This is a genomic window from Caproiciproducens sp. (genome assembly GCF_053840905.1).
Window position 1 is genome coordinate 1 of sequence record NZ_JBNLXQ010000022.1, and the last position, 21,104, is coordinate 21,104.

General features: G+C 51.5%; 23 protein-coding genes. All 23 read left to right on the forward strand.

Going from position 1 to position 21,104, the window contains the following annotated elements; all coding sequences use genetic code 11:
* On the forward strand, nucleotides 1-599 hold a 599-nt coding region (locus ACQGQ5_RS15175; RefSeq protein ID WP_455737315.1), incomplete at its 5' end, for an FAD-dependent oxidoreductase.
* A 112-nt stretch (nucleotides 600-711) separates the two neighbouring features.
* Nucleotides 712-1,368 carry a hypothetical protein gene (locus ACQGQ5_RS15180; protein WP_455737316.1) on the forward strand — a complete coding sequence of 219 codons (657 nt, stop codon included), beginning with the start codon at nucleotides 712-714 and terminating at the stop codon, nucleotides 1,366-1,368.
* A complete protein-coding gene (locus ACQGQ5_RS15185; protein WP_455737317.1) occupies nucleotides 1,368-1,967 on the forward strand; it encodes a site-2 protease family protein in 600 nt (199 codons plus the stop codon). The genes ACQGQ5_RS15180 and ACQGQ5_RS15185 overlap by 1 nt, the downstream gene beginning before the upstream one ends.
* A gap of 60 nt (nucleotides 1,968-2,027) precedes the next feature.
* Complete coding sequence (locus ACQGQ5_RS15190) at nucleotides 2,028-3,884, forward strand: TIGR03960 family B12-binding radical SAM protein (RefSeq protein WP_455737318.1); 1,857 nt, start codon at nucleotides 2,028-2,030, stop codon at nucleotides 3,882-3,884.
* Nucleotides 3,859-4,518: a TIGR03936 family radical SAM-associated protein gene (locus ACQGQ5_RS15195; RefSeq protein WP_455737319.1), complete on the forward strand. Its 660-nt coding sequence runs from the start codon at nucleotides 3,859-3,861 to the stop codon at nucleotides 4,516-4,518. Before ACQGQ5_RS15190 ends, ACQGQ5_RS15195 begins: the two co-directional genes overlap by 26 nt.
* A gap of 167 nt (nucleotides 4,519-4,685) precedes the next feature.
* Nucleotides 4,686-5,030: a 50S ribosomal protein L19 gene (gene rplS / locus ACQGQ5_RS15200; RefSeq protein WP_038324155.1), complete on the forward strand. Its 345-nt coding sequence runs from the start codon at nucleotides 4,686-4,688 to the stop codon at nucleotides 5,028-5,030.
* 87 nt (nucleotides 5,031-5,117) lie between these two features.
* Nucleotides 5,118-5,696: a signal peptidase I gene (gene lepB, locus ACQGQ5_RS15205; protein WP_455737320.1), complete on the forward strand. Its 579-nt coding sequence runs from the start codon at nucleotides 5,118-5,120 to the stop codon at nucleotides 5,694-5,696.
* A gap of 34 nt (nucleotides 5,697-5,730) precedes the next feature.
* Entirely contained in the window at nucleotides 5,731-6,321 is a 591-nt protein-coding gene (gene lepB / locus ACQGQ5_RS15210; protein WP_455737321.1) for a signal peptidase I, read from the forward strand.
* 36 nt (nucleotides 6,322-6,357) lie between these two features.
* The gene (gene lepB / locus ACQGQ5_RS15215) at nucleotides 6,358-6,939 is read left to right on the forward strand and encodes a signal peptidase I (RefSeq protein ID WP_455737322.1); all 582 of its coding nucleotides are present in this window, start codon (nucleotides 6,358-6,360) and stop codon (nucleotides 6,937-6,939) included.
* A gap of 25 nt (nucleotides 6,940-6,964) precedes the next feature.
* Entirely contained in the window at nucleotides 6,965-7,834 is an 870-nt protein-coding gene (ylqF, locus tag ACQGQ5_RS15220) for a ribosome biogenesis GTPase YlqF (RefSeq protein ID WP_455737323.1), read from the forward strand.
* 1 nt (nucleotide 7,835) lies between these two features.
* Nucleotides 7,836-8,444 carry a ribonuclease HII gene (locus tag ACQGQ5_RS15225; protein WP_455737324.1) on the forward strand — a complete coding sequence of 203 codons (609 nt, stop codon included), beginning with the start codon at nucleotides 7,836-7,838 and terminating at the stop codon, nucleotides 8,442-8,444.
* Nucleotides 8,441-8,800 (forward strand): YraN family protein, encoded by a 360-nt coding sequence (locus tag ACQGQ5_RS15230; RefSeq protein ID WP_455737325.1) that lies wholly within the window; start codon nucleotides 8,441-8,443, stop codon nucleotides 8,798-8,800. The genes ACQGQ5_RS15225 and ACQGQ5_RS15230 overlap by 4 nt, the downstream gene beginning before the upstream one ends.
* 96 nt (nucleotides 8,801-8,896) lie before the next feature.
* The gene (gene thrC / locus ACQGQ5_RS15235) at nucleotides 8,897-10,420 is read left to right on the forward strand and encodes a threonine synthase (protein ID WP_455737326.1); all 1,524 of its coding nucleotides are present in this window, start codon (nucleotides 8,897-8,899) and stop codon (nucleotides 10,418-10,420) included.
* An 11-nt stretch (nucleotides 10,421-10,431) separates the two neighbouring features.
* Entirely contained in the window at nucleotides 10,432-11,121 is a 690-nt protein-coding gene (locus tag ACQGQ5_RS15240) for a metallophosphoesterase (RefSeq protein WP_455737327.1), read from the forward strand.
* A 95-nt stretch (nucleotides 11,122-11,216) separates the two neighbouring features.
* Nucleotides 11,217-12,536, forward strand: a complete 1,320-nt coding sequence (tig, locus tag ACQGQ5_RS15245; RefSeq protein WP_455737328.1) for a trigger factor — start codon at nucleotides 11,217-11,219, stop codon at nucleotides 12,534-12,536.
* 59 nt (nucleotides 12,537-12,595) lie between these two features.
* The gene (gene clpP, locus ACQGQ5_RS15250; RefSeq protein ID WP_455737329.1) at nucleotides 12,596-13,183 is read left to right on the forward strand and encodes an ATP-dependent Clp endopeptidase proteolytic subunit ClpP; all 588 of its coding nucleotides are present in this window, start codon (nucleotides 12,596-12,598) and stop codon (nucleotides 13,181-13,183) included.
* Nucleotides 13,184-13,200: 17 nt separating this feature from the next.
* Entirely contained in the window at nucleotides 13,201-14,511 is a 1,311-nt protein-coding gene (clpX, locus tag ACQGQ5_RS15255) for an ATP-dependent Clp protease ATP-binding subunit ClpX (protein WP_455737330.1), read from the forward strand.
* Nucleotides 14,512-14,589: 78 nt separating this feature from the next.
* Nucleotides 14,590-17,019, forward strand: a complete 2,430-nt coding sequence (gene lon / locus ACQGQ5_RS15260; protein WP_455737331.1) for an endopeptidase La — start codon at nucleotides 14,590-14,592, stop codon at nucleotides 17,017-17,019.
* A 12-nt stretch (nucleotides 17,020-17,031) separates the two neighbouring features.
* Complete coding sequence (gene yihA, locus ACQGQ5_RS15265; RefSeq protein WP_455737332.1) at nucleotides 17,032-17,619, forward strand: ribosome biogenesis GTP-binding protein YihA/YsxC; 588 nt, start codon at nucleotides 17,032-17,034, stop codon at nucleotides 17,617-17,619.
* 15 nt (nucleotides 17,620-17,634) lie between these two features.
* On the forward strand, nucleotides 17,635-18,933 hold the full coding sequence (lysA, locus tag ACQGQ5_RS15270; protein ID WP_455737333.1) for a diaminopimelate decarboxylase: 1,299 nt from the start codon (nucleotides 17,635-17,637) through the stop codon (nucleotides 18,931-18,933).
* A gap of 96 nt (nucleotides 18,934-19,029) precedes the next feature.
* Nucleotides 19,030-19,332, forward strand: a complete 303-nt coding sequence (locus ACQGQ5_RS15275; protein WP_455737334.1) for a YerC/YecD family TrpR-related protein — start codon at nucleotides 19,030-19,032, stop codon at nucleotides 19,330-19,332.
* Nucleotides 19,329-20,072, forward strand: a complete 744-nt coding sequence (locus ACQGQ5_RS15280; RefSeq protein ID WP_455737335.1) for a class I SAM-dependent DNA methyltransferase — start codon at nucleotides 19,329-19,331, stop codon at nucleotides 20,070-20,072. The genes ACQGQ5_RS15275 and ACQGQ5_RS15280 overlap by 4 nt, the downstream gene beginning before the upstream one ends.
* Before the next feature lie 12 nt (nucleotides 20,073-20,084).
* Nucleotides 20,085-20,972, forward strand: a complete 888-nt coding sequence (gene hslO / locus ACQGQ5_RS15285) for an Hsp33 family molecular chaperone HslO (protein ID WP_455737336.1) — start codon at nucleotides 20,085-20,087, stop codon at nucleotides 20,970-20,972.
* Nucleotides 20,973-21,104 lie beyond the last annotated feature (132 nt).

Below are 21,104 nucleotides of genomic sequence, written 5' to 3' on the forward strand. Positions count from 1 at the left end.
TGGACGAATATGACACCCCGATCATCCGGCCGAAGAACGTCGCCGTTGTGGGCGGCGGCAACGTGGCGATGGACGCCGCGAGGACCGCCAAGCGTCTGGGCGCGGAGAAGGTGTATATTGTGTACCGCCGCGCCGAAGAGCAGATGCCCGCGCGGAAAGAGGAAATCCACCACGCGAAGGAAGAGGGTATTCTCTTCAATCTTTTACGCAATCCCGTTGCCATCCACGGCGACGAAAACGGCAGGGTGAAGTCGATCGAGTGCATCGAGATGGAGCTTGGCGAGCCGGACGCCTCCGGCAGGCGCAGGCCGGTGCCCAAAGAGGGCTCGAACTTTGAAATCCCGGTGGACTGTGTGGTCATGGCGATCGGCAACTCGCCGAATCCGCTGATCCGCTCCACGACAGAGGGCCTGGAAGCGAACAGGAAGGGCTGCATCGTTGTGGATGAAGCGACCATGGCGACGACCCGGGAGGGCGTTTACGCCGCGGGCGACGCCGTCAGCGGCGCCGCAACCGTGATTCTGGCCATGGGCGGCGGCAAGGAAGCCGCCCGCTCCATCGATCAGTATATCCGGTCCAAAGCGGACAAAGCAAAATAAGGACAAACCGACCAAACCGCCGTATTTTACGGCGGTTTTTTCATATCAGGGCATCTTCCGCCGGCATCGGACATATTATTATTAGGATTATAATGATGCAGGAGGAATAACAATGGACGATCGGTATGAAGATAATCGGTATGATAAAGATTATGAGGATGACTACGAAGACGATGACGACGGGTATATAGAAGATCATTATGAGGATGTTTACAGCAGAAATGACAACAGGAATTACAGGAATCACGAAAAAGATGATGATCGGGACTACGAAAGGAATGATGAAAGGGACTACGACGGACAGCAATACAGGAGGAACAAAAAAGCGAAAACCCTCAGCACAAGACTGCTGACCACAATCCAGATAACGGTATGTTCGATCATTCTGGCCACGGCGGTCTTTCTCCGGGTCTTTGGGGGCAATGCATATTTGATCATCAAAAACTGGTATCTGCAGAACGTCAATAATTCCATTGTTCCGACCGAGGATATCGACCATGTAAAACATACCGTTGTGGAGATATTGCCGTCGGTCACCGATTTTTTTACAAAGCCGCGCGCTCAGGAGAATCCTTCCCAGGCGGAAAGCACCGCCTCCCAATCCGGTGTGACTTCCCGGACAGGTGAGAATCCACAAGGCGGCGCCAATTCACAGGTAAATCCCGAATCCCAGGCGGGAACCGCTTCCCAGGCTGACGCAGGTTCCGCGGAAAATTCACAGCAGCCGGAGAACCAGCAGGCGGCGCCTTCTCAGCAGGTCGGCGGCTGATGTCTTTTTCCATCAAAAACTGCCGTGTGACCGTTGATTTTTTATTTGTGGCCGTACTGGCGGTTTTTTTCCTGTTTGACAGGAGCGGAATGGCTGTTCTGGGCCTTTCCTGTGCGGCGCTGCATGAACTGGGGCATTTGGCGGTCATGGCCGCGTTCGGAACGGCGCCGTCGCAGATCCGGTTTACCCCCTTCGGCATCGATATGATCAAATCTGCGGGGATCGACCGGTCCTACTGGCGCGACGCCGCCATTTCCGCCGCGGGACCGGGAACCAACCTTGCCGCCGCGCTGGTCTGTACCCTCGCCGATGAGCGTTATTTTCACTCTTTTATCCTTGCCAACCTGGTGCTGGCAGGGTTTAACCTGCTGCCCGTGGAGCCGCTTGACGGAGGGCAGGCGCTGTATTCCGTCCTTTGTACCCGCCTGAACGCCGCTTTGTCCGCAAGGATTGTATCCGTCGCCTCATTCGCGGTTTTAACGCCGCTGGCAGCGATCGGCTTCCTTTTTCTGTTCCGTGCCAACGGCAATTTTTATCTTCTTGCCGTATCCGTTTATTTAATCTTTCTGCTCCTTTACAAGAACGGAAGATATTATTGATTTGCATTCTCCGCACGCGGGCAGTATAATAATAAAACATAGATTGTGCGGAGGATACGAATGGTCAATAAAAAGATAGAAAAACTGCTTGCAAACGTGCAAAAACCGGGCAGATACGTCGGCGGCGAGCTCAACTGCGTGAGGAAGCACGCGGATGAAGTGGATGTGCGGTTTGCATTTTGTTTTCCCGATATATACGAGGTGGGCATGTCGCACCTCGGGCTGAAAATTCTGTACAGCCAGCTGAATACCGTACCCTATGTCTGGTGTGAGCGCGTATTCGCCCCTTGGGTGGATATGGAAGAGGAAATGCGTAAAAACGATTTGCCGCTCTACGCGCTGGAAAGCGGGGACAGCGTCCGCGACTTCGACATCATCGGCTTTACCCTTCAATACGAGCTCAGCTATACCAATATCTTAAATATGCTTGATCTGGCGGGAATCCCGCTGAAAGCCGAAGACCGGCATTCCCTTTCCCAGCTTGTGGTGGCCGGCGGACCCTGCGCCTGCAACCCGGAGCCTTTGGCGGACTTTTTTGATCTGTTCTTTATCGGCGAGGGGGAAGAAGTGGATCTGGAGGTCGTCGCCCTTTACCGGGAATACAAAAAGCAGAACCGTTCCAAAAAGGAATTTTTAAAGGCGGCTTCTCAGATTCAGGGAGTCTACGTGCCGTCTCTGTATCATATTTCCTATAACGAAGATCATACGGTAAAGGCGATCGTTCCGAAAGAGGGCGCGCCCTTCCCCGTAAAAAAACGTATTATGATGGACGTGGACAAGTCCTATTTTCCGGATAAATTTGTAGTGCCCTACATTGAAATCGTGCACGACAGAACGGTGGCGGAGGTCCTGCGCGGCTGTATCCGCGGCTGCCGCTTCTGTCAGGCGGGCTTCCTGTACCGCCCGTTCCGTGAAAAATCAGTGGACGTCATTGACCGGCAGTGCCGCGACCTGTGCGACAGCACGGGCTATGATGAGATTTCGCTTTCTTCGCTCAGCACGAGCGACCACTCCAGGCTGAACGAGCTGATCGACCGGCTCCATACATGGACGGAAAAAGAGAACACCGGCATTTCTCTGCCGTCCCTTCGGGTCGATAATTTTTCCCCGGAGCTGATGTCCAAAATCAAATCCGTCCGCCGCAGCGGTCTTACCTTTGCGCCGGAGGCGGGAACGCAGCGCCTGAGGGACGTTATCAATAAAAATGTCACGGAAGAAGAGCTGATGAAAACCGTCAATACCGCGTTCAAGGGCGGCTGGACGACCATCAAGCTCTATTTTATGATCGGGCTGCCAACGGAAACGCTGGACGATGTTGCCGGGATCGCGGAGCTGGGGCAGAAGGTGGTCGACGCCTTTTACGCAAATCCCGACAAACCGAAGGGGAAGGGCATAAAAGTCACCGTCAGCGCGTCCTCCTTTGTTCCGAAACCCTTCACGCCTTTTCAGTGGGAACCGCAGGATACCATGGAGACGCTCCGTAAAAAGCAGCGCCATCTGGTCGCTTCGGTCAAAACCAGAAAGGTGGAACCCAACTGGCACGACGCGGACACCAGCTTTCTGGAAGCCGTTTTTGCGCGCGGGGACAGGCGCTTATGCGGCGTCCTGCTCGAAGCGCATCGGAGCGGCTGCAAAATGGACGGCTGGCAGAACTTCTTCTCGTTTCCGAAATGGATGGAAATTTTCGAGCGATGCGGAATCGACCCGGCTTTTTACGCCAACCGAAGGAGAAGCTTCGACGAAGTGCTGCCATGGGACCACATTGATTACGGGATCAAAAAGTCGTTCCTGATTGACGAATGCAAAAAGGCTTACGCGAACGTCACCACCCCCAACTGCCGGGAACAGTGTTCTTCCTGCGGCGCGGCCTGCTTCAAAGGAGGAATCTGCTATGAAAAACGTCAGGGTCTGGTTTAAGAAGATCGGAACGGCGCGGTATATTTCACACCTCGATTTAAACCGCTGCATGCTGCGCGCGATTCACAAGGCGAAACTTCCTCTTTGGTATACCCAGGGCTATAATCCTCACGCGTTCATTACCTTTGCGCTTCCGCTGTCGCTCGGTATCGGGGGAGAACGGGAAAGCATGGATATCCGGCTGGACGACGACGATCTTACACGCGAAGAGCTGATCGAAAAGCTGAACTCGGCTCTGCCGAACGACATCCCCGTGTTTGACGTTACCGAGCCGGTGATGAAGCCGGGGCAGATCGCCTATGCCTCTTACCTGATGGAGCTGGAGACGCAGGGCCGGTCCCCCGAAGAAACGGCCGCCGCCATCCGGGAGCTGTTCAACCGGGAAACGGTGGTCGTTCCCAAGCATACGAAAAACGGAATGATCGATCTGGACCTGAGACCGTACCTTGACAGGACGGTGGTCGCTGCCCGGGACGACGGAGTGGAAATAAGCGCGATGCTCCCCGCGGGGAGCACCATGAATGTGAATCCTTCGCTTCTATGCGACACTATGAAAAAATACCTGTTGCTGGATTTATACAGCGATATCCGAAGGATCAATCTTTACGACGCGGATTTTAAAATATTTGAGTAAAATAAAAATAGATGTTGCACCTTTTTCAGGATTATGGTATGATATATAGGCATTTGGAATCCGCTGATTGATTTTGGTGGGGTTTAGTGCCCGGTTGTACCGTGACATTGAAGCGGACAGTCCTCTGCCACTTGGCATGAATGTCTGAATTTTAGGAGGAAATATCCATGGATGCGTTAAAACTGATTGCGCAAGATTCCGTAAAAACAGAAGTTCCCGTATTTGAAATTGGCGACACCGTAAGGGTGAGCGTAAATATCAGAGAAGGCGAAAGAGAAAGAATTCAGGTTTTCGAGGGTACCGTTACCGCTCGTAAGGGCAGCGGCATTTCCGAAACTTTCACCGTCAGACGCCTTTCCTACGGCGTAGGCGTAGAAAGAGTTTTCCCGATTCACTCTCCCAATGTAAAGAGTGTTGAAATTGTCCGCAAGGGCCGTGTGCGCAGGGCGAAGCTCTACTATCTGCGTGACAGAGTCGGCAAGGCGGCAAAGGTAAAGGAACAGCTCAGATAAGGAATCAGATAGCGATTGAAAGGGACATGTAGGTGTCCCTTTTTTGCTACTGCGATATTTTTCAGGTCTCAAAAGAGGTGTCCGTTCTTGAAAAGTCGCTCTTCTGCGGAATCCCCGGATGACCGCAAAACGCCGGACCGTGTCGTTTCGGGCTGTTACGAGTGGATGGAAGCACTGATCCCCGCGCTGCTTGTAATGACGGCGGTATTTGCTTTCCTGTTCCGGATCATAACGGTCAACGGGCCCTCCATGCAGCCCAATTTTACGAACGGCTATAAGGTGTTTGTATCGTGTTTTGACCGGACTTTTTCTCTGGGAGATGTCGTTGTGGTCGACGCAAAGGCCACCGCGCTTCACGAGGTTATTATCAAAAGGGTCATTGCGACCCAGGGCCAGACGGTGGATATCGATTTTCAGACGGGAACCGTCTTTGTCAACGGGGTTGCGCTGGACGAATCCGCTTATATTAAAAACGGTATTACCAAAAGTCAGTACGACCTCCGTTTTCCGCGGACTGTCCCCAAAGGGCAGGTGTTCCTGCTCGGCGATAACCGCAGGCTCTCGGACGACAGCCGTTCAAGCGACGTCGGTATGGTCGATCAGCGCTATATTATCGGCAAAGTCGAAACCATTCTCATACCTTACGGAAAATTCGGAACCATATAACCACGGCAATTTGAAAAAAGGAGTTGTATTCCTCTTGAACCCAAATGAAATTCAGGCGGATATGGAACCCGCGTCCCCGGAAAAAGAAAAAAGCAGTGTTGCCCGCGCCTGCTTCGAGTGGATGGAGGCTCTGATTCCCGCGCTGATCATTATCATGATCTTTTTCACCTTCCTGTTCAGGGTAAATATCGTTGTAAACGGGCCTTCCATGGAGCCCAATCTAATGGACGGATACAAGCTGTTTACAGCCTGCGCTGAGCCGGGCCTTGCCCGCGGGGACATTGTCGTGATCGACGCCAAAGGAACTTCTTTGGACAAACGCATCGTAAAAAGAGTAATCGCTACGGAAGGGCAAACGGTCGATATCGATTTTCACACCGGAATCGTTTCCGTTGACGGCGCTGCGCTCGACGAATCCGCCTATATCGAAAACGGGATTACCAAGGACGAATATGACGTTGCTTTCCCGCAGAAGGTCCCTGCCGGCCATGTTTTTGTTTTGGGCGATAACCGCACGGTTTCGGAGGACAGCCGGTTCAGCGAGGTCGGCATGATCGACCAGCGCTATATTATCGGCAAGGTGAAATTTATTATTATGCCGTTTGGGAAATTCGGTCAATTATAAGGCGTTGCCTTTTGATATAAAGGAGTTGTTCCTTCATTGGATCACGAAAACAGTGTTTCCCGGCAGGAAACGCTCACCGAGAAAAAAAGAAATTTTATCATCAACAGTTACGAGTGGGTGGAAGCCCTGATCTCTTCTTTAATTGCCGTGATCGTGGTATTCATGTTTCTGTTCAGGGTGGTCAATGTGAGCGGCCCCTCCATGCTGCCGACTCTGCGGTCCAATGACCGCGTGATCCTGTCCAGCTTTTTTTACAAACCGCATCAGGGGGACGTGATTGTAATCACCCACACGACCATGTTGAAGGAACCGATTATCAAAAGGGTCGTCGCGCTGGAAAATCAGGTTGTGGATATTGATTTTGAAACCGGCGTCGTTTCTGTGGACGGGGTTGCGCTGGATGAATCCGCCTATATTGAAAACGGCATTACCACACAGCCTTCGGACTTCCATTATCCGCTTCAGGTTCCTCCGGGGCATGTCTTTGTTCTCGGGGACAACCGTTCCGTGTCCAACGACAGCCGGTTTGTGGATGTGGGCATGGTGGACGAGAGATATATCCTTGGAAAAGCGGAGATGATTGTTTTTCCATTTAACCGGCTTGGAACAATCAAATAACAATAAAGATACGGGACGAACGAAAATGAGTGAAGCACAAACGATACAATGGTTCCCCGGTCATATGACCAAAACCAAAAGGCAGATTGAAAAAAGCTTAAAACTTGTCGATGCTGCCGCTGAAATTATCGACGCCCGGATTCCGGTCAGCAGCCGGAACCCGGTTCTAAACGGACTGATCCAACAGAAGCCCCGCGTTATTTTAATGAATAAATGCGATATGGCCGATCCGGTTCAGACGGGCAGATGGATCGATTATTATCAAACACAGGGCATCCCCGCCATCGCGATCGACTGCCGCACCGGAAAAGGGCTGAACGGCTTTATTCCCCTCGTGAGGGGCGTTCTGAGCGACCGGATTGCCTCCTGGGAAGCAAAAGGGATGGTCGGACGGCAGATCCGCGTCATGATCGTCGGGATTCCCAACGTGGGCAAATCCTCGCTGATTAACCGTCTTGCAAAAAACAGCAAGGCAAATGTCGAGGACAGGCCGGGCGTAACGCGGTCCAACCAATGGTTTACCATTGGAAAAGGCTTCGAGCTTTTGGATACGCCGGGGGTACTGTGGCCTAAATTTGAAGATAAGACCGTAGGGGAGAGGCTGGCGTTTACCGGAGCGGTCAAAGACGAAGTGGTGGATACGGAGCAGCTGGCTTCCCGTCTGCTGGAGGTCCTCCGCGACAGCTATCCCGGGGAGCTGAAAGCCAGATATAAGCTGGAGGGCGCCGACATAGCCGGTTTGAAGGGCTATGAAATGCTGGAGCTGATCGGCAGGAAACGCGGGATGCTGATTTCCGGCGGGGAAATCGATCTGGAACGCGCGTCGATTACGGTACTGGATGAATTCCGAAGTGCGAAATTAGGCAGAATTACTCTGGAACAGGTTGGTAGATAATATGGATTGGTTTGCCTATGAAAATATGGCGCTGAAAAAAAGCTATCGGATGATCTGCGGCATCGATGAAGCCGGACGCGGCCCGCTGGCCGGCCCGGTGTTCGCTGCCGCCGTTATTTTGCCCCCCGGTCAGATGATCGAGGGACTGAACGACTCCAAAAAGCTCAGTGAAAAAAAACGCGAAGCATTGTTTGATGTAATCAGGAAGACTGCAATCGTCTACGCCGTCGGATTCGCGACGGAGCAGGAAATCGATAAGATCAATATATTGCAGGCGACCTTTCTGGCGATGAAGCGCGCGTGCGACGGACTTTCCGTCAGGCCGGACCTGGCGCTTGTGGACGGAAACCGGATGCCGCGGCTCGGGATGGATACGCAGACCATTATTAAAGGCGACGCGCTTTCCGCAAGCATCGCGGCCGCTTCCATCCTCGCGAAGGTCAGCCGTGACCGGCTGATGACCGAGATCGACCGGATTTATCCCGAGTACCAGTTCGCGAAACATAAGGGCTACGGCACCGCTTTACATAGGGAATTGCTGAAACAGTACGGGCCCAGCCCGGTTCACAGAAAAACGTTTTTAAAAAAAATACTGGGGGAGACCCGATGAACAATTCATCCGGAAAAATCGGGGAGGACCGCGCGGCCCGGCTGCTGGAACAGAAGGGATACCGGATCGTTGCGCGCAACTACCATTCCCGTTTTGGGGAAATCGACCTGATTGCCGAAAACAAGGACTATATTGTCTTTGCGGAGGTCAAAACACGCGACGAGCATTATTGCGTCAGTCCTTTGGAGGCGGTCACGGCGGGAAAGCAGAAGAAAATCATCAAAACTGCTCTTAGTTATCTGCAGTCGCATGAAACAGGGCTGCAGCCTCGGTTTGACGTGATCGGCATCGTTACCGGGCCGGACCCTTTCTCCATCCTTTCTGTGGAACATATCGAAAACGCGTTTTTTGCTTGATTCGATATTATTTAGGAATGCTTATCATTTTTTTGTTTCTCTTTCCCGGAAAGTATGATATGATTAAAAAACAGACAATGCGAAGGGGGAAAAAACTTGAACTATCACTCCACAAGAAACAGCGGCGTCAGCGTATCCTCTGCTCAGGCAATTTCGCAGGGCATCAGCGGCGAAGGCGGACTTTTTGTCCCTGAAAAGCTGCCCTGCTTTTCATATTCGGATTTGCTGGAACTGCAGCACTGCGGCTATACGGAGCGGGCAGTCCGCATTTTATCGGCTTTTCTTTCCGACTTTACCACGGAAGAAATTGCGGAATGCGTCGGGAACGCTTACACCGGCGGAAAATTTGAGCAGGACAGGCCGGCTCCGCTCTCCTGTCTGCAGAACGGGAAAAGGAAGATGTACCTGCTTGAGCTGTGGCACGGTCCGACCTGCGCGTTCAAAGATATGGCGCTGCAGCTTTTGCCGCACCTTCTTACCAAATCGCTGAAAAAGATTCAGTCCTCCAAGACCGCTCTGATTCTGGTCGCTACTTCCGGCGACACGGGAAAAGCGGCGCTGGAAGGCTTTAAGGATGTGGACGGAACCCGCATTCAGGTGTTTTATCCGGAAAACGGCGTCAGCCCCATGCAGAAGCGCCAGATGAACACCCAGGAAGGGAACAATGTGGCGGTCTGCGCGATCGAAGGCAATTTCGACGATGCCCAGACCGGCGTGAAAAAGATTTTTACCGACCCCGGAATCAACCGTCTGCTTGAACAGAACGATATTATGTTTTCCAGCGCGAACTCCATCAACTGGGGCAGGCTGCTGCCGCAGATCGTCTATTATTTCTCCGCGTACTGCGACCTGATGGCAAACGGAAGAATTTCCCATGAAGGCGAAAAGGTCAATATCGTTGTCCCGACGGGCAATTTCGGAAATATTCTGGCCGCTTATTACGCCAAAAAGATGGGCCTTCCGGTGAAAAAGCTGATCTGTGCGTCCAACGCCAACAATGTGCTGACCGATTTCCTGAACACGGGCGTCTATGACCGCAACAGGGATTTTCATACCACCATTTCCCCGTCCATGGATATTCTGGTGTCAAGCAATCTGGAACGCCTGCTGTATGACCTGACCGGAAACTCCAGCGCAAAAGTAGCCGGGTGGATGAACGAGCTGGCGTCAGACGGCAGGTATCAGGTCGACGATGATCTTTTGAGCCGGCTTCACGAGCTGTTCTGGGCGGGATTCTGCGGCGACGACGCGACAAAGGAAACCATCAGGGAAATCTACCGGACGGAAAATTACCTTTGCGACACCCACACGGCGGTGGCGGTCAACGTCTATCGGCAGTACGTTGAAGCGGAAAAGGATACGGAAACGCCGGCGATCGTCGTATCTACGGCCAGCCCGTATAAATTCGCCGACAGTGTGTTGAGCGCTGTTTCGGCCGATTACCGCGTGGATGCCTCTGAGTTTGAAAAGGTTCAGGCGCTTTCCGCCCTCACAGGCACCCCGATTCCGACGCCGATTGCACAGCTGGAATCAAAACAAGTCAGATTCACTGCTATTTGCCCGAAAGATAAAATGGGCGACTCTGTGCTGAAAACAGCCGGAATAAAGTATACTGTCTAAGAGAGGATCACATGTCACTATTTGCTATTGCAGACCTGCATCTGTCCCTCGGCTGCGACAAACCGATGGATGTATTTGAAGGTTGGCGGGACTATACCGTCCGTCTTGAAAAAAACTGGCGCGCCGTGGTCGGCGAAGACGACACCGTCGTTGTCGCCGGGGATATTTCATGGGCGATGAAGCTTGAGGAAACGGCGAAGGATTTCGGGTTTATCCACTCCCTGCCCGGCCGCAAGCTGTTTTTGAAGGGCAACCATGATTACTGGTGGACCACAAAAAAGAAGATCGACGATTTTCTGAGGGTACACGGGCTGGATTCCATCGGCATCATCCACAATAACGCGGTGGCCGTCGGCGATATTGCGGTCTGCGGTACGCGCGGGTGGCTGTACAATTCCGAAACCGCGGAGGATATCAAGATTGTCAACCGCGAGGCCGGCCGCCTCAATACCTCGATTAACGAGGCGGAAAAGATGGGGGTAAAGCCGGTCGTGTTTCTGCACTACCCGCCCGTTTACGACGGAACGGAGTGCAAAGAGATCCTCGGCGTGTTAAAGTCGCACGGCATCACGGAATGCTATTTCGGGCACATTCACGGGAACCAGGCGGCCCGCCGGGCAATCACCGGGGTTTACGACGGCATCAAAATGCATTTGATTTCCTGTGACTATCTGAAATTCATGCCGGTGCTGGTGAAGTGAACAATTTTTGAATATTTTATCGAATATATAGAATATTTATTTTCCATGTGCTATAATAATTTAGATAATTTGCATTTTGCAGGAGGAAGTTAATAATGAGCTTACAATCGTCCAATAAGGTTGATACGAACCGTTACCAGCTTGAGGTTGCAGTAGACGCTGCTATATTTGAAAAAGCGCTTGATCGGGCATATCATAAAGAAAACAAAAAAATTGCGATTCCCGGCTTCCGGAAGGGAAAGGCTCCCCGTGCTTTTGTTGAGAAGTATTACGGCGAGCAGGTTTTTTATGAGGATGCGATCAATGCGGTTTACCCCGATGCGCTGGATGCGGCAATCAACGAGGCGAAACTCGAAATGATCGAGGATAAAATTGATTTTGATCTGGTTTCCGCCGGCAAGGAAGGCGTTGTTTTCAAGGCGACCATCACAACAAAGCCGGAAGTGGAAATTGATGAATATAAAGGCTTGGCCGCAGCCAAAAAGCCGGTTAAGGTAACCGACGAGGACATTGACGCAGAGATCAAAAAGGTTCAGGAGCGCAATTCCAGAATGGTGACCGTAGAAGACAGAGCGGCTCAGAACGGCGACATCACCGTCATTGATTTTGACGGCTCCGTGGACGGCGTTGCTTTTGACGGCGGCAAAGCGGAAAACTACAGCCTGACTCTCGGTGCGGGCCAGTTTATCCCGGGCTTTGAAGAGCAGATCGTGGACCATAAAACAGGCGACGAGTTTGATGTAAACGTAAAGTTCCCGGAGGATTACCACTCGGAGGATCTGGCCGGTAAGGACGCTGTTTTCAAAATCAAGCTGCATGAAATCAAAATGAAGGAGCTGCCGGAAGTTGACGACGACTTTGTCAAGGATGTCAGCGATTTCGATACGCTCGATCAATACAGGGAAGACATAAAAACAAAGCTGACCGAAGCCGCAGAGGCAAAAGCGAAGGATGATGTGGAAAATCAGCTGATCGATAAGCTGGTGGAAAATCTCAAAGCCGAAATTCCGCAGGCAATGTATGAAAACAAAATCAACGAGGATATCCGCGAATTCGGGTACCGTCTTCAGTCCCAGGGCCTGAACCTCGATACCTACCTGCAGTACACGGGTATGGACAAGGATTCTATCCGCAAGCAGTTCCAGCCGCAGGCGGAACGCGCGGTAAAGGTCCGTCTGGCGCTCGAAAAGATCGCCCAGCTGGAAGACATTCATCCGACCGAGGAGGAAATCGAGGCAGAGTTTGAAAAGCTTGCCAAGGGCTATGAAATCGACGCTGAAAAGGTGAAGACCTTTATCCCAAAAGAGGAGCTGGCAAAAGACCTCTCTGTTGAAAAAGCAATCAACCTCGTTCGTGACAGCGCGGTCGTAACGGAAAAAGAAGATCCTTCCGAAACTGCAAAAGCTGCTGAATAAGAAAAGTCCTTCCTGCCAATTATTAATTTATTGTTTAGTTTTATTGGAGGTACGCAATAATGAGTTTAGTCCCATATGTTATTGAGCAGACAAACAGGGGAGAACGTTCCTATGATATCTTTTCACGTCTGCTGAATGACAGAATCGTAATGCTTACGGAAGAGGTAAACGATACCACTTCCAGTCTGGTGGTTGCTCAGCTTTTATATTTGGAGGGCCAGGATCCGTCGAAGGATATCAGCCTTTATATCAACAGCCCGGGAGGGTCCGTAACCGCGGGATTGGCAATTTACGATACGATGCAGTATATTAAATGCGACGTTTCCACCATTTGCATGGGCATGGCCGCCAGCATGGGCGCGTTCCTGCTTGCGGCGGGTACCAAAGGCAAACGGTACGCCCTTCCCAACAGCGATATTATGATTCATCAGCCGAGCGGCGGCGCACAGGGTCAGGCGACTGACGTAATGATCCACGCAGACCACATTATTGCCACCAAAAAGAAGCTGAACGAAATCCTTGCTGAGAGAACGGGACAGCCGATTGAAATGATTGCGAAGGATACCGAGCGCGATAATTTTATGACGGCGGAGGCTGCCGCGAAATATGGCCTGATCGACAAGGTCATCTACAATTCGATGAGTTGAGGTTGGTGATTAATTAGATGCCAAATAATGACGATATCAAGGACAGGGGGATCTGCTGCTCCTTCTGCGGAAAACCGCAGAACGAAGCCCGCCGTCTGATTGCAGGCCCCGGTGTATATATCTGTGATGAATGCATAGAGCTGTGCATGTCGATCCTTGACGACGAAAAAAACCTGTCCAACCGAAAATCCAGCTACAGTGAGGCTTCGACCGAGCTTCCCAAACCGCATGAGATCAAAAAGCGGCTGGATGAATATGTCATTGGACAGGAAAAAGCAAAGGTTGCGCTTTCTGTTGCGGTCTATAATCACTACAAAAGAATCTATTACGGTAAAGACGACGTAGAACTGACAAAAAGCAACGTGTTGCTGCTCGGTCCGACCGGTGTGGGAAAAACCCTGCTGGCGCAGACACTGGCAAAGATACTGGATGTTCCGTTTGCGATTGCGGACGCCACCACACTGACGGAAGCCGGCTATGTCGGCGAGGACGTTGAAAATATCCTGCTGCGCCTGATTCAGGCCGCGGATTTCGATATTGAAAAAGCCGAACGCGGGATTATCTATATCGATGAAATCGACAAGATCGCCAGAAAGTCCGAAAACCCCTCCATTACACGTGATGTCAGCGGAGAGGGAGTACAGCAGGCTCTGCTGAAAATTCTGGAGGGGACTGTTTCCAACGTTCCTCCTCAGGGCGGCAGAAAACATCCCCAGCAGGAATTTTTGCAGGTCGATACCTCCAACATCCTGTTTATCTGCGGCGGAGCTTTCGACGGCCTGAATAAAATTGTCCAGAAACGCACGGCGTCCTCCGCTATGGGCTTCGGCGCACAGGTCAAAAGCAAGGTGGAGCTTGATTCCACAGCCTGGATGCAGGATGTCGTGCCGCATGATCTGGTGAAATACGGATTGATTCCTGAGCTGGTCGGCCGTTTGCCTGTCATTGCCGCGCTCGACGGACTGGATGAGGACGCTCTTGTAAGAATTTTGACCGAGCCGAAAAACTGCTTGATCAATCAGTACAAGAAGCTGTTTCAGCTGGATAAGGTTGAGCTGGAATTCAAACCCGACGCACTGAAAGCAATTGCCAAAAAGACCATTGACCGCCGCACGGGCGCAAGAGGGCTGAGATCCATCATGGAGGATTTGTTGACCAATCTCATGTATAAGGTCCCGTCTGACTACACCGTTGAAAAGGTCACCATTACCGCGGATACGGTGAATCAGGGCACGGAACCGGAGATTGTGTATAATCAGGACCGTAAGCCGGTCAGGATTAAAATAACAACTCCCAGGAAGCGCGGCCGTAAGGATACAGCGTCATAACGATAGAAATCTTGGCTGTTGCACGTGGCAGACTTTTTTTGTCCACTTGCAACAGCCTTTTCTGCCAAGGAGCAAACTATGAGTACAAATCAAGAACTGAAGAAAATTGAAAATAGTTCCATCCCTGTGCTTGCGCTCAGGGGACTGGTTATTTTCCCGGGCATGCTTCTGCAATTTGATGTGGGAAGAAAAAAGTCCATACTGGCCCTTTCCAAGGCGATGGAAGAAAATCAGCAGATTTTTCTGGTTGCCCAAAAGGATTTAAATACAAACGAACCGGGCGGCGAGGATCTTTATAAAATGGGGATCGTGGCGAAAATCAAACAGGTGATTCGCCATACCGACGAGGGCGTGCGGCTTTTTGCGGAAGGAATGTACCGCGCTGAAATTTCCTCTGTTGTCAGCGAAACCCCTTTTATTCTTGCCGAAATCGTTCAAAGTGAAACCAAATCATACCGGACCAGCCATAAGACCGAGGCGTTGATCCGTTATACGCAGACGCTCTTTGAAGAATATATTCAAAATTACAGCCGTATCCCTCCGGATATTATCATCGGCGTGGTACAAAAGAAAAACTGCGGAGAGCTTGCGGATTACATCACCTCCAACATTATGCTCGACTATGAGCAGAAACAGGCGATTCTGGAAGAGCTCCATCCGGTAAAAAGGCTGGAAAAACTGAATGAGATTTTAAAAAATGAAGTTCAGGTGCTCTCTATTGAAAGCCAGATCAGCGAAAAAGCAAAGGAACAGATTGACGAAAATCAACGCGAATATTTTCTTCGCGAGCAAATGAAGGCCATCTCCAATGAGCTTGGAGACGACGACAGTCCGCTGAACGAGGCCGACGAGCTGCGGGAACGCATCATGAAAATGAAGCTTCCCAAGCTGCAGAATGAGAAACTGCTGAAGGAATGCGACCGGCTCTCCAAAATGCCCTACGGTTCCCACGAGGCAAGCGTGATCGTCAGCTATGTGGAAACCTGTCTGGAGCTGCCTTGGAACGCCTCAAGCCGCGAGCATATCGACCTTGCAAAAGCGCAGAAGGTGCTTGACCGCGACCATTTCGGCCTGACAAAGGTAAAGGAACGGATCATCGAGATTCTGGCTGTCAAAAAGCTTGCCCCCGATATCAGAGGACAGATTATCTGTCTGGTGGGTCCTCCGGGCGTCGGCAAAACATCCGTCGCGCGTTCGATCGCCAAAGCCATCGGGCGCAATTATGTGCGCGTGTCGCTCGGCGGCGTGAGGGATGAGTCCGATATCATGGGACACAGAAAGACGTACGTGGGTTCCATGCCGGGGCGGATTATCTCCGCCATGAAACAGGCCGGCACAAACAATCCGCTGATCCTGCTGGATGAAATCGACAAATTGGGAAACGATTTTCGCGGCGATCCCGCCTCCGCCTTGCTGGAAGTGCTGGATTCGGAGCAGAATTCTTCCTTCTTCGATCACTATATCGATATGCCGTTTGACCTGAGCAGGGTGATGTTCATCACCACCGCCAACGATTACAGTGCCATTCCGGAGCCCCTTTTGGACAGAATGGACGTGATTACCCTTGGAAGCTATACCCATGAGGAAAAATATAATATTGCCATAAAGCACCTGATCCCGAAGCAGTTCAGGAAACACGGGATCAATTCCAAAATGCTGAAGCTGACTCCGGCCGCCGTTCACGAGCTGATTGACGGCTACACCAGAGAAGCCGGCGTGCGAAATCTGGAACGTCAGATTGCTTCCATCTGCAGAAAATGCGCGAAAAAGATCGTGGGAGACAACCAGACGAAAATCGTTGTCAAGCCGGAGAATCTGGAGGACCTTTTGGGTCCGAAGAGATTTAAAAAAGACGAACTTATGAAATCCGATATGGTCGGCCTGGTCAACGGTCTTGCGTGGACCAGCGTCGGCGGCGAGCTTCTCCCGATTGAAGTGGCGGTCATGGACGGCACGGGAAAAATCGAGCTGACCGGCTCGCTGGGCGACGTGATGAAGGAGTCCGCCCGCACCGCGATCAGCTGTATCCGGACCAGGGCCGATTCGTTCGGCATCTGCCATGATTTCTACAGCAAATACGATATTCATATCCACGCGCCGGAAGGGGCCATTCCAAAGGACGGACCGTCTGCCGGAACCGCAATGGCGACCGCGATTACCTCTGCGCTGACTAACATCCCGATCCGGCACGATGTCGCAATGACAGGGGAAATTACTTTACTGGGCAGGGTGCTTCCTATCGGCGGGTTAAAGGAAAAAACGATGGCCGCTTACCGTTCTGGAATCAAGACGGTCATTATTCCGGCCGACAACGTTTCCGATCTGGCTGAAATTGACGCTGTGGTAAAAAACGCGGTGGATTTTCTGCCGGTTGAGAAAATCGACCAGGTGCTTGAGGCGGCTTTAACCAAAATGCCGGAAAATAAAAAGGAAGAGAACACGGACTCGCTTGTCCCGATGAATGCTTCCAGCCAGCCGGCGGTCCTGACGCCCGGTATTCCGCAGTAACGGGGTGAAGCATTGAATTTTGATAAAGCTTTGTTTGAATTTGCGGCAGGGAGACCGGACCAGCTGCCAGAATCCACCGTCCCCGAAATCGTATTTTCCGGACGGTCCAACGTGGGAAAATCTTCTCTGATCAATAAACTGGTCAACCGTAAATCCCTTGCCAGGGTCAGCGCGAAACCCGGGAAAACAGGAACCATCAACTTTTACAATTTGCAGGCTTGCAGATTGGTGGATCTGCCGGGCTATGGCTACGCAAGAGTCTCTCAGTCGGAAAAATTGCGCTGGTCCGAACTGGTCGAAGGCTATTTCGGCGCACAGCGCAATGTCGGGCTTGTCATCCAGATTATTGACATGAGGCACAGTCCTTCGGCCAACGATCTGGATATGATCGAATATCTGATCAATTCGGGCACGCGTTTTCTGATTGCCGCTACAAAAAGCGACAAGCTGAACAAGACGGAACGAGGGAATCAGCTTCGGCTGTTCCAGGAGATGTTCCGTCGGGCCGAGGGGCTCAAGCTGGTTCCTTTTTCGTCGGTCAACGGGGAAGGAGTGGAGGAGATTCGGAATATGATTTCAGAGATTTGCGATCATTCTTAAAAACGGAGTAATAAAATGCTGAATGAAGAGAGTTTAAACACGAATACGCTTGGACATCTGACCATCGGCGGATGCGATACGGTAGAGCTTGCCCGGGAATATGGGACACCTCTGTATGTGATGGACGAGGCCTGTATCAGAAGGAACTGCAGAATGTACCGTTCCTCGTTTGACCGGTACTACAACGGGTACGGAATGCCGCTTTACGCGAGCAAGGCCTTCAGCTGCAAGGAAATTTGCCGGATTGTCAACGAAGAGAAGCTGGGGTTGGACGTTGTTTCGGGCGGGGAGCTTTACACCGCCCTCAGCGCCGGATTTCCCGCAGAAAGAATTCATTTTCACGGAAATAATAAGACCGCCGATGAAATTGCCTTTGCTTTACGGTCCGGTGTGGGACATATCGTCGCAGATAATTTGACGGAGCTTCATACCCTGAATGAAACGGCGTTGGCAATGGGAAAAACCGCTGATATTACCATTCGGGTCAAGCCGGGGATCCACGCCCACACCCATGAATTCATACGCACAGGGCAAATCGACTCGAAATTCGGTTTCGCGCTGGAAACAGGGGAGGCGATGGAGGCCGTGAAAGCGGCGGCCCGATGCGAAAATATCAATCTTACCGGCCTGCATTGCCATATCGGTTCTCAGATTTTCGACATTCAGCCGTTTGTGCTTGCCGCAGAAGTGATGCTCTCCTTTATTGACCGGATCAAACGGGAAACCGGAATCATGGTAAGGGAACTGAACCTCGGCGGCGGTTTCGGGATTCAATACACCGATTCCGACACCCCTGTTGCGTACGATCAATATATGGAAACTATATCGGAGAAAGTTCGTTCCCGCTGTAAAGCACTTGGCCTTGATATCCCGTTTCTCTATCTTGAGCCGGGCCGTTCCATCGTCGGCGAAGCCGGGATCACGCTCTATACGATCGGAGCGGTCAAAAAAATCCCCGATGTGCGCACCTATGTTTCGGTGGACGGGGGAATGACCGACAATCCCCGCTATGCCCTTTATCGGTCGGACTATACCGCTCTGGTAGCGAACAAAGCGTCCCTTGCGGCGGCGGAAGAAGTCACGATTGCCGGAAAATGCTGTGAGAGCGGCGACCTGATTCAGGAAAACACAAGGATCCAGTCCGCGCAGCCGGGCGACACGCTTGCCGTGCTTTCCACCGGCGCGTATAATTACTCTATGGCATCAAACTACAACCGTATTCCAAGGCCTGCCGTCGTAATGGTACATAACGGAATGGCCCGGGTGATCGTAAAACGCGAAACGTATGAAGATTTGATCCGGAATGATATTTAAAGGGTTCCTGTCCTGATGTCCGCCCCGATTCGCTTTACTTTTGGACTTTTGTGTGTTAGAATTTTATTCTATTAAATGAATAAGGAGTGAAACCGTTTGAATTCAAAAATTAAAGATGAGAGTGTGGACTTTTTGTTTAAAGCGATTCTTTCTTTAAAGACGGTTGACGAATGTTATAATTTTTTTGAGGACCTATGCACAGTACCAGAGATCAAAGCAATGTCGCAGCGTCTGCTTGTGGCCCATATGCTGAGCACCAAACGGGTCTACAGCGATATCGTTGCCAAAACCGGCGCTTCCACAGCCACCATCAGCAGAGTCAACCGCTCGCTGAACTACGGCTGCGACGGCTATGAGCTGGTATTTAACAGGATCGACAAAGACGAAGAGAGCAAATGAGTTATTCGTCTTTTGCCCTTTACTATGACAGTCTTACACAAAATGTCAGTTATCCGGAGCGGGCGGAGTATCTGACGGGATTGCTGGACAGGCTGAACCATAAGGCCGGACTGACGCTCGACCTGGCCTGCGGCACAGGCAGCTTTACCGTCGAACTGGCTGAACGGGGAATCGACATTTACGGAATCGACGGCTCCGAGTCCATGCTTTCCGTTGCAAAGCAAAAAGCGGCGGACCGTGGGCTGGATATCCTTTTTCTGCGTCAGCAGATGCAGAGTATCGACCTGTACGGCACGGTCGATACGGTGATCTGTATGCTGGACAGCATCAACCACCTGACCCGTGAAAGCGATGTGATGAAGACGTTTTCACGCGTTTCGCTTTTTCTGAATCCGGGCGGATATTTTGTTTTTGATATGAATACACTGTATAAGCACCGGTATATTCTCGGAAATCAGACATACGTTTACGACACGGACGATGTTTACTGTGTCTGGCAGAACCGTTTTGAAGAAAAGACCGGCCGGGTCGGAATCACTCTGGACTTTTTCGGCCGGGAGGGCGAAGCCTACCACAGAAGTTCAGAGCATTTTTATGAGCGCGCTTACGATACGGAGCTGATTGTTTCCATGCTGTCCAAAGCAGGACTGGAAACCGTGGGTTTATTTCGCGAACTCAGCTTTGAAAAACCGGACGATCAAACGGAACGAATTGTCGTCGCGGCAAGAAAGATAAAATAAAAGGATTTTAATATGGATAGAATAATCAGATGCATTACCTCCGACGGCAGCATCATGGCCGCCGCCGCCGATTCCACCTATCTGGTTGCCACGGCCCAGCAGATTCACGGCACCAGCCCGGTCGCAACCGCGGCGCTCGGCAGGCTGCTCACGGGCGCTTCCCTGATGGGCTCGATGCTGAAGAAGGAAAACGCTTCGCTTACCCTGAAAATCAACGGGGGAGGGCCTCTGGGCACAGTGGCCGCCATTGCGGACAGCCACGGCAACTGCAGGGGCTGCGTTGACAATCCCGCCGTTGAGCTGCCGCTCAAACCAAATGGAAAGCTCGATGTCGGCACGGCGGTAGGTGCGGACGGTATTCTGGGTGTGATACGCGATTTTGGCGAGGGCAGCCCTTATATCGGTCATGTGGAAATAAAATCCGGAGAAATCGCGGAGGACCTTACCAATTATTATGCCGTCAGCGAACAGATTCCCACCGTTTGCGCGCTGGGGGTACTGCTCGACAAAGCGGACAGCCGCCGGCTCCTTGCGGGCGGGATGCTGATACAGGTTTTGCCCGGCGCGGATCAGGCGGCAATAGACAGGCTGGAACGAAATATAAGCGGATTAAAACCGGTCACGACCCTGCTGGCCGCGGGAATGTCGATTGAACAGATGTGTAAGACCGCGCTGGAAGGCTTTGAAATGGAAATTCTGGACGAATTTCAAATCGGTTACGTCTGTAATTGCAGTAAAGAACGTGTGCTCCGTGCAATTGCAACACTGAAGCCGGAGGATATTCTGTCGCTGGCGGATGAGAAGGGCTTTGCCGAGGCGAAGTGTCAGTACTGCGGTCATACCTATCGGCTATCGGAACAGGAACTCAAAGAGCTTGCGGAAAAAAAGCAGGCAAAATAATCCGGAAAAATGAAAAAAATGTAATTTTAGTGTTGACAACCGGCACAATATATAGTATTATATAACACGTCGCTGATGAATGCGGCACACGCGAATGGGAGCATAGCTCAGCTGGTTAGAGCACCTGCCTTA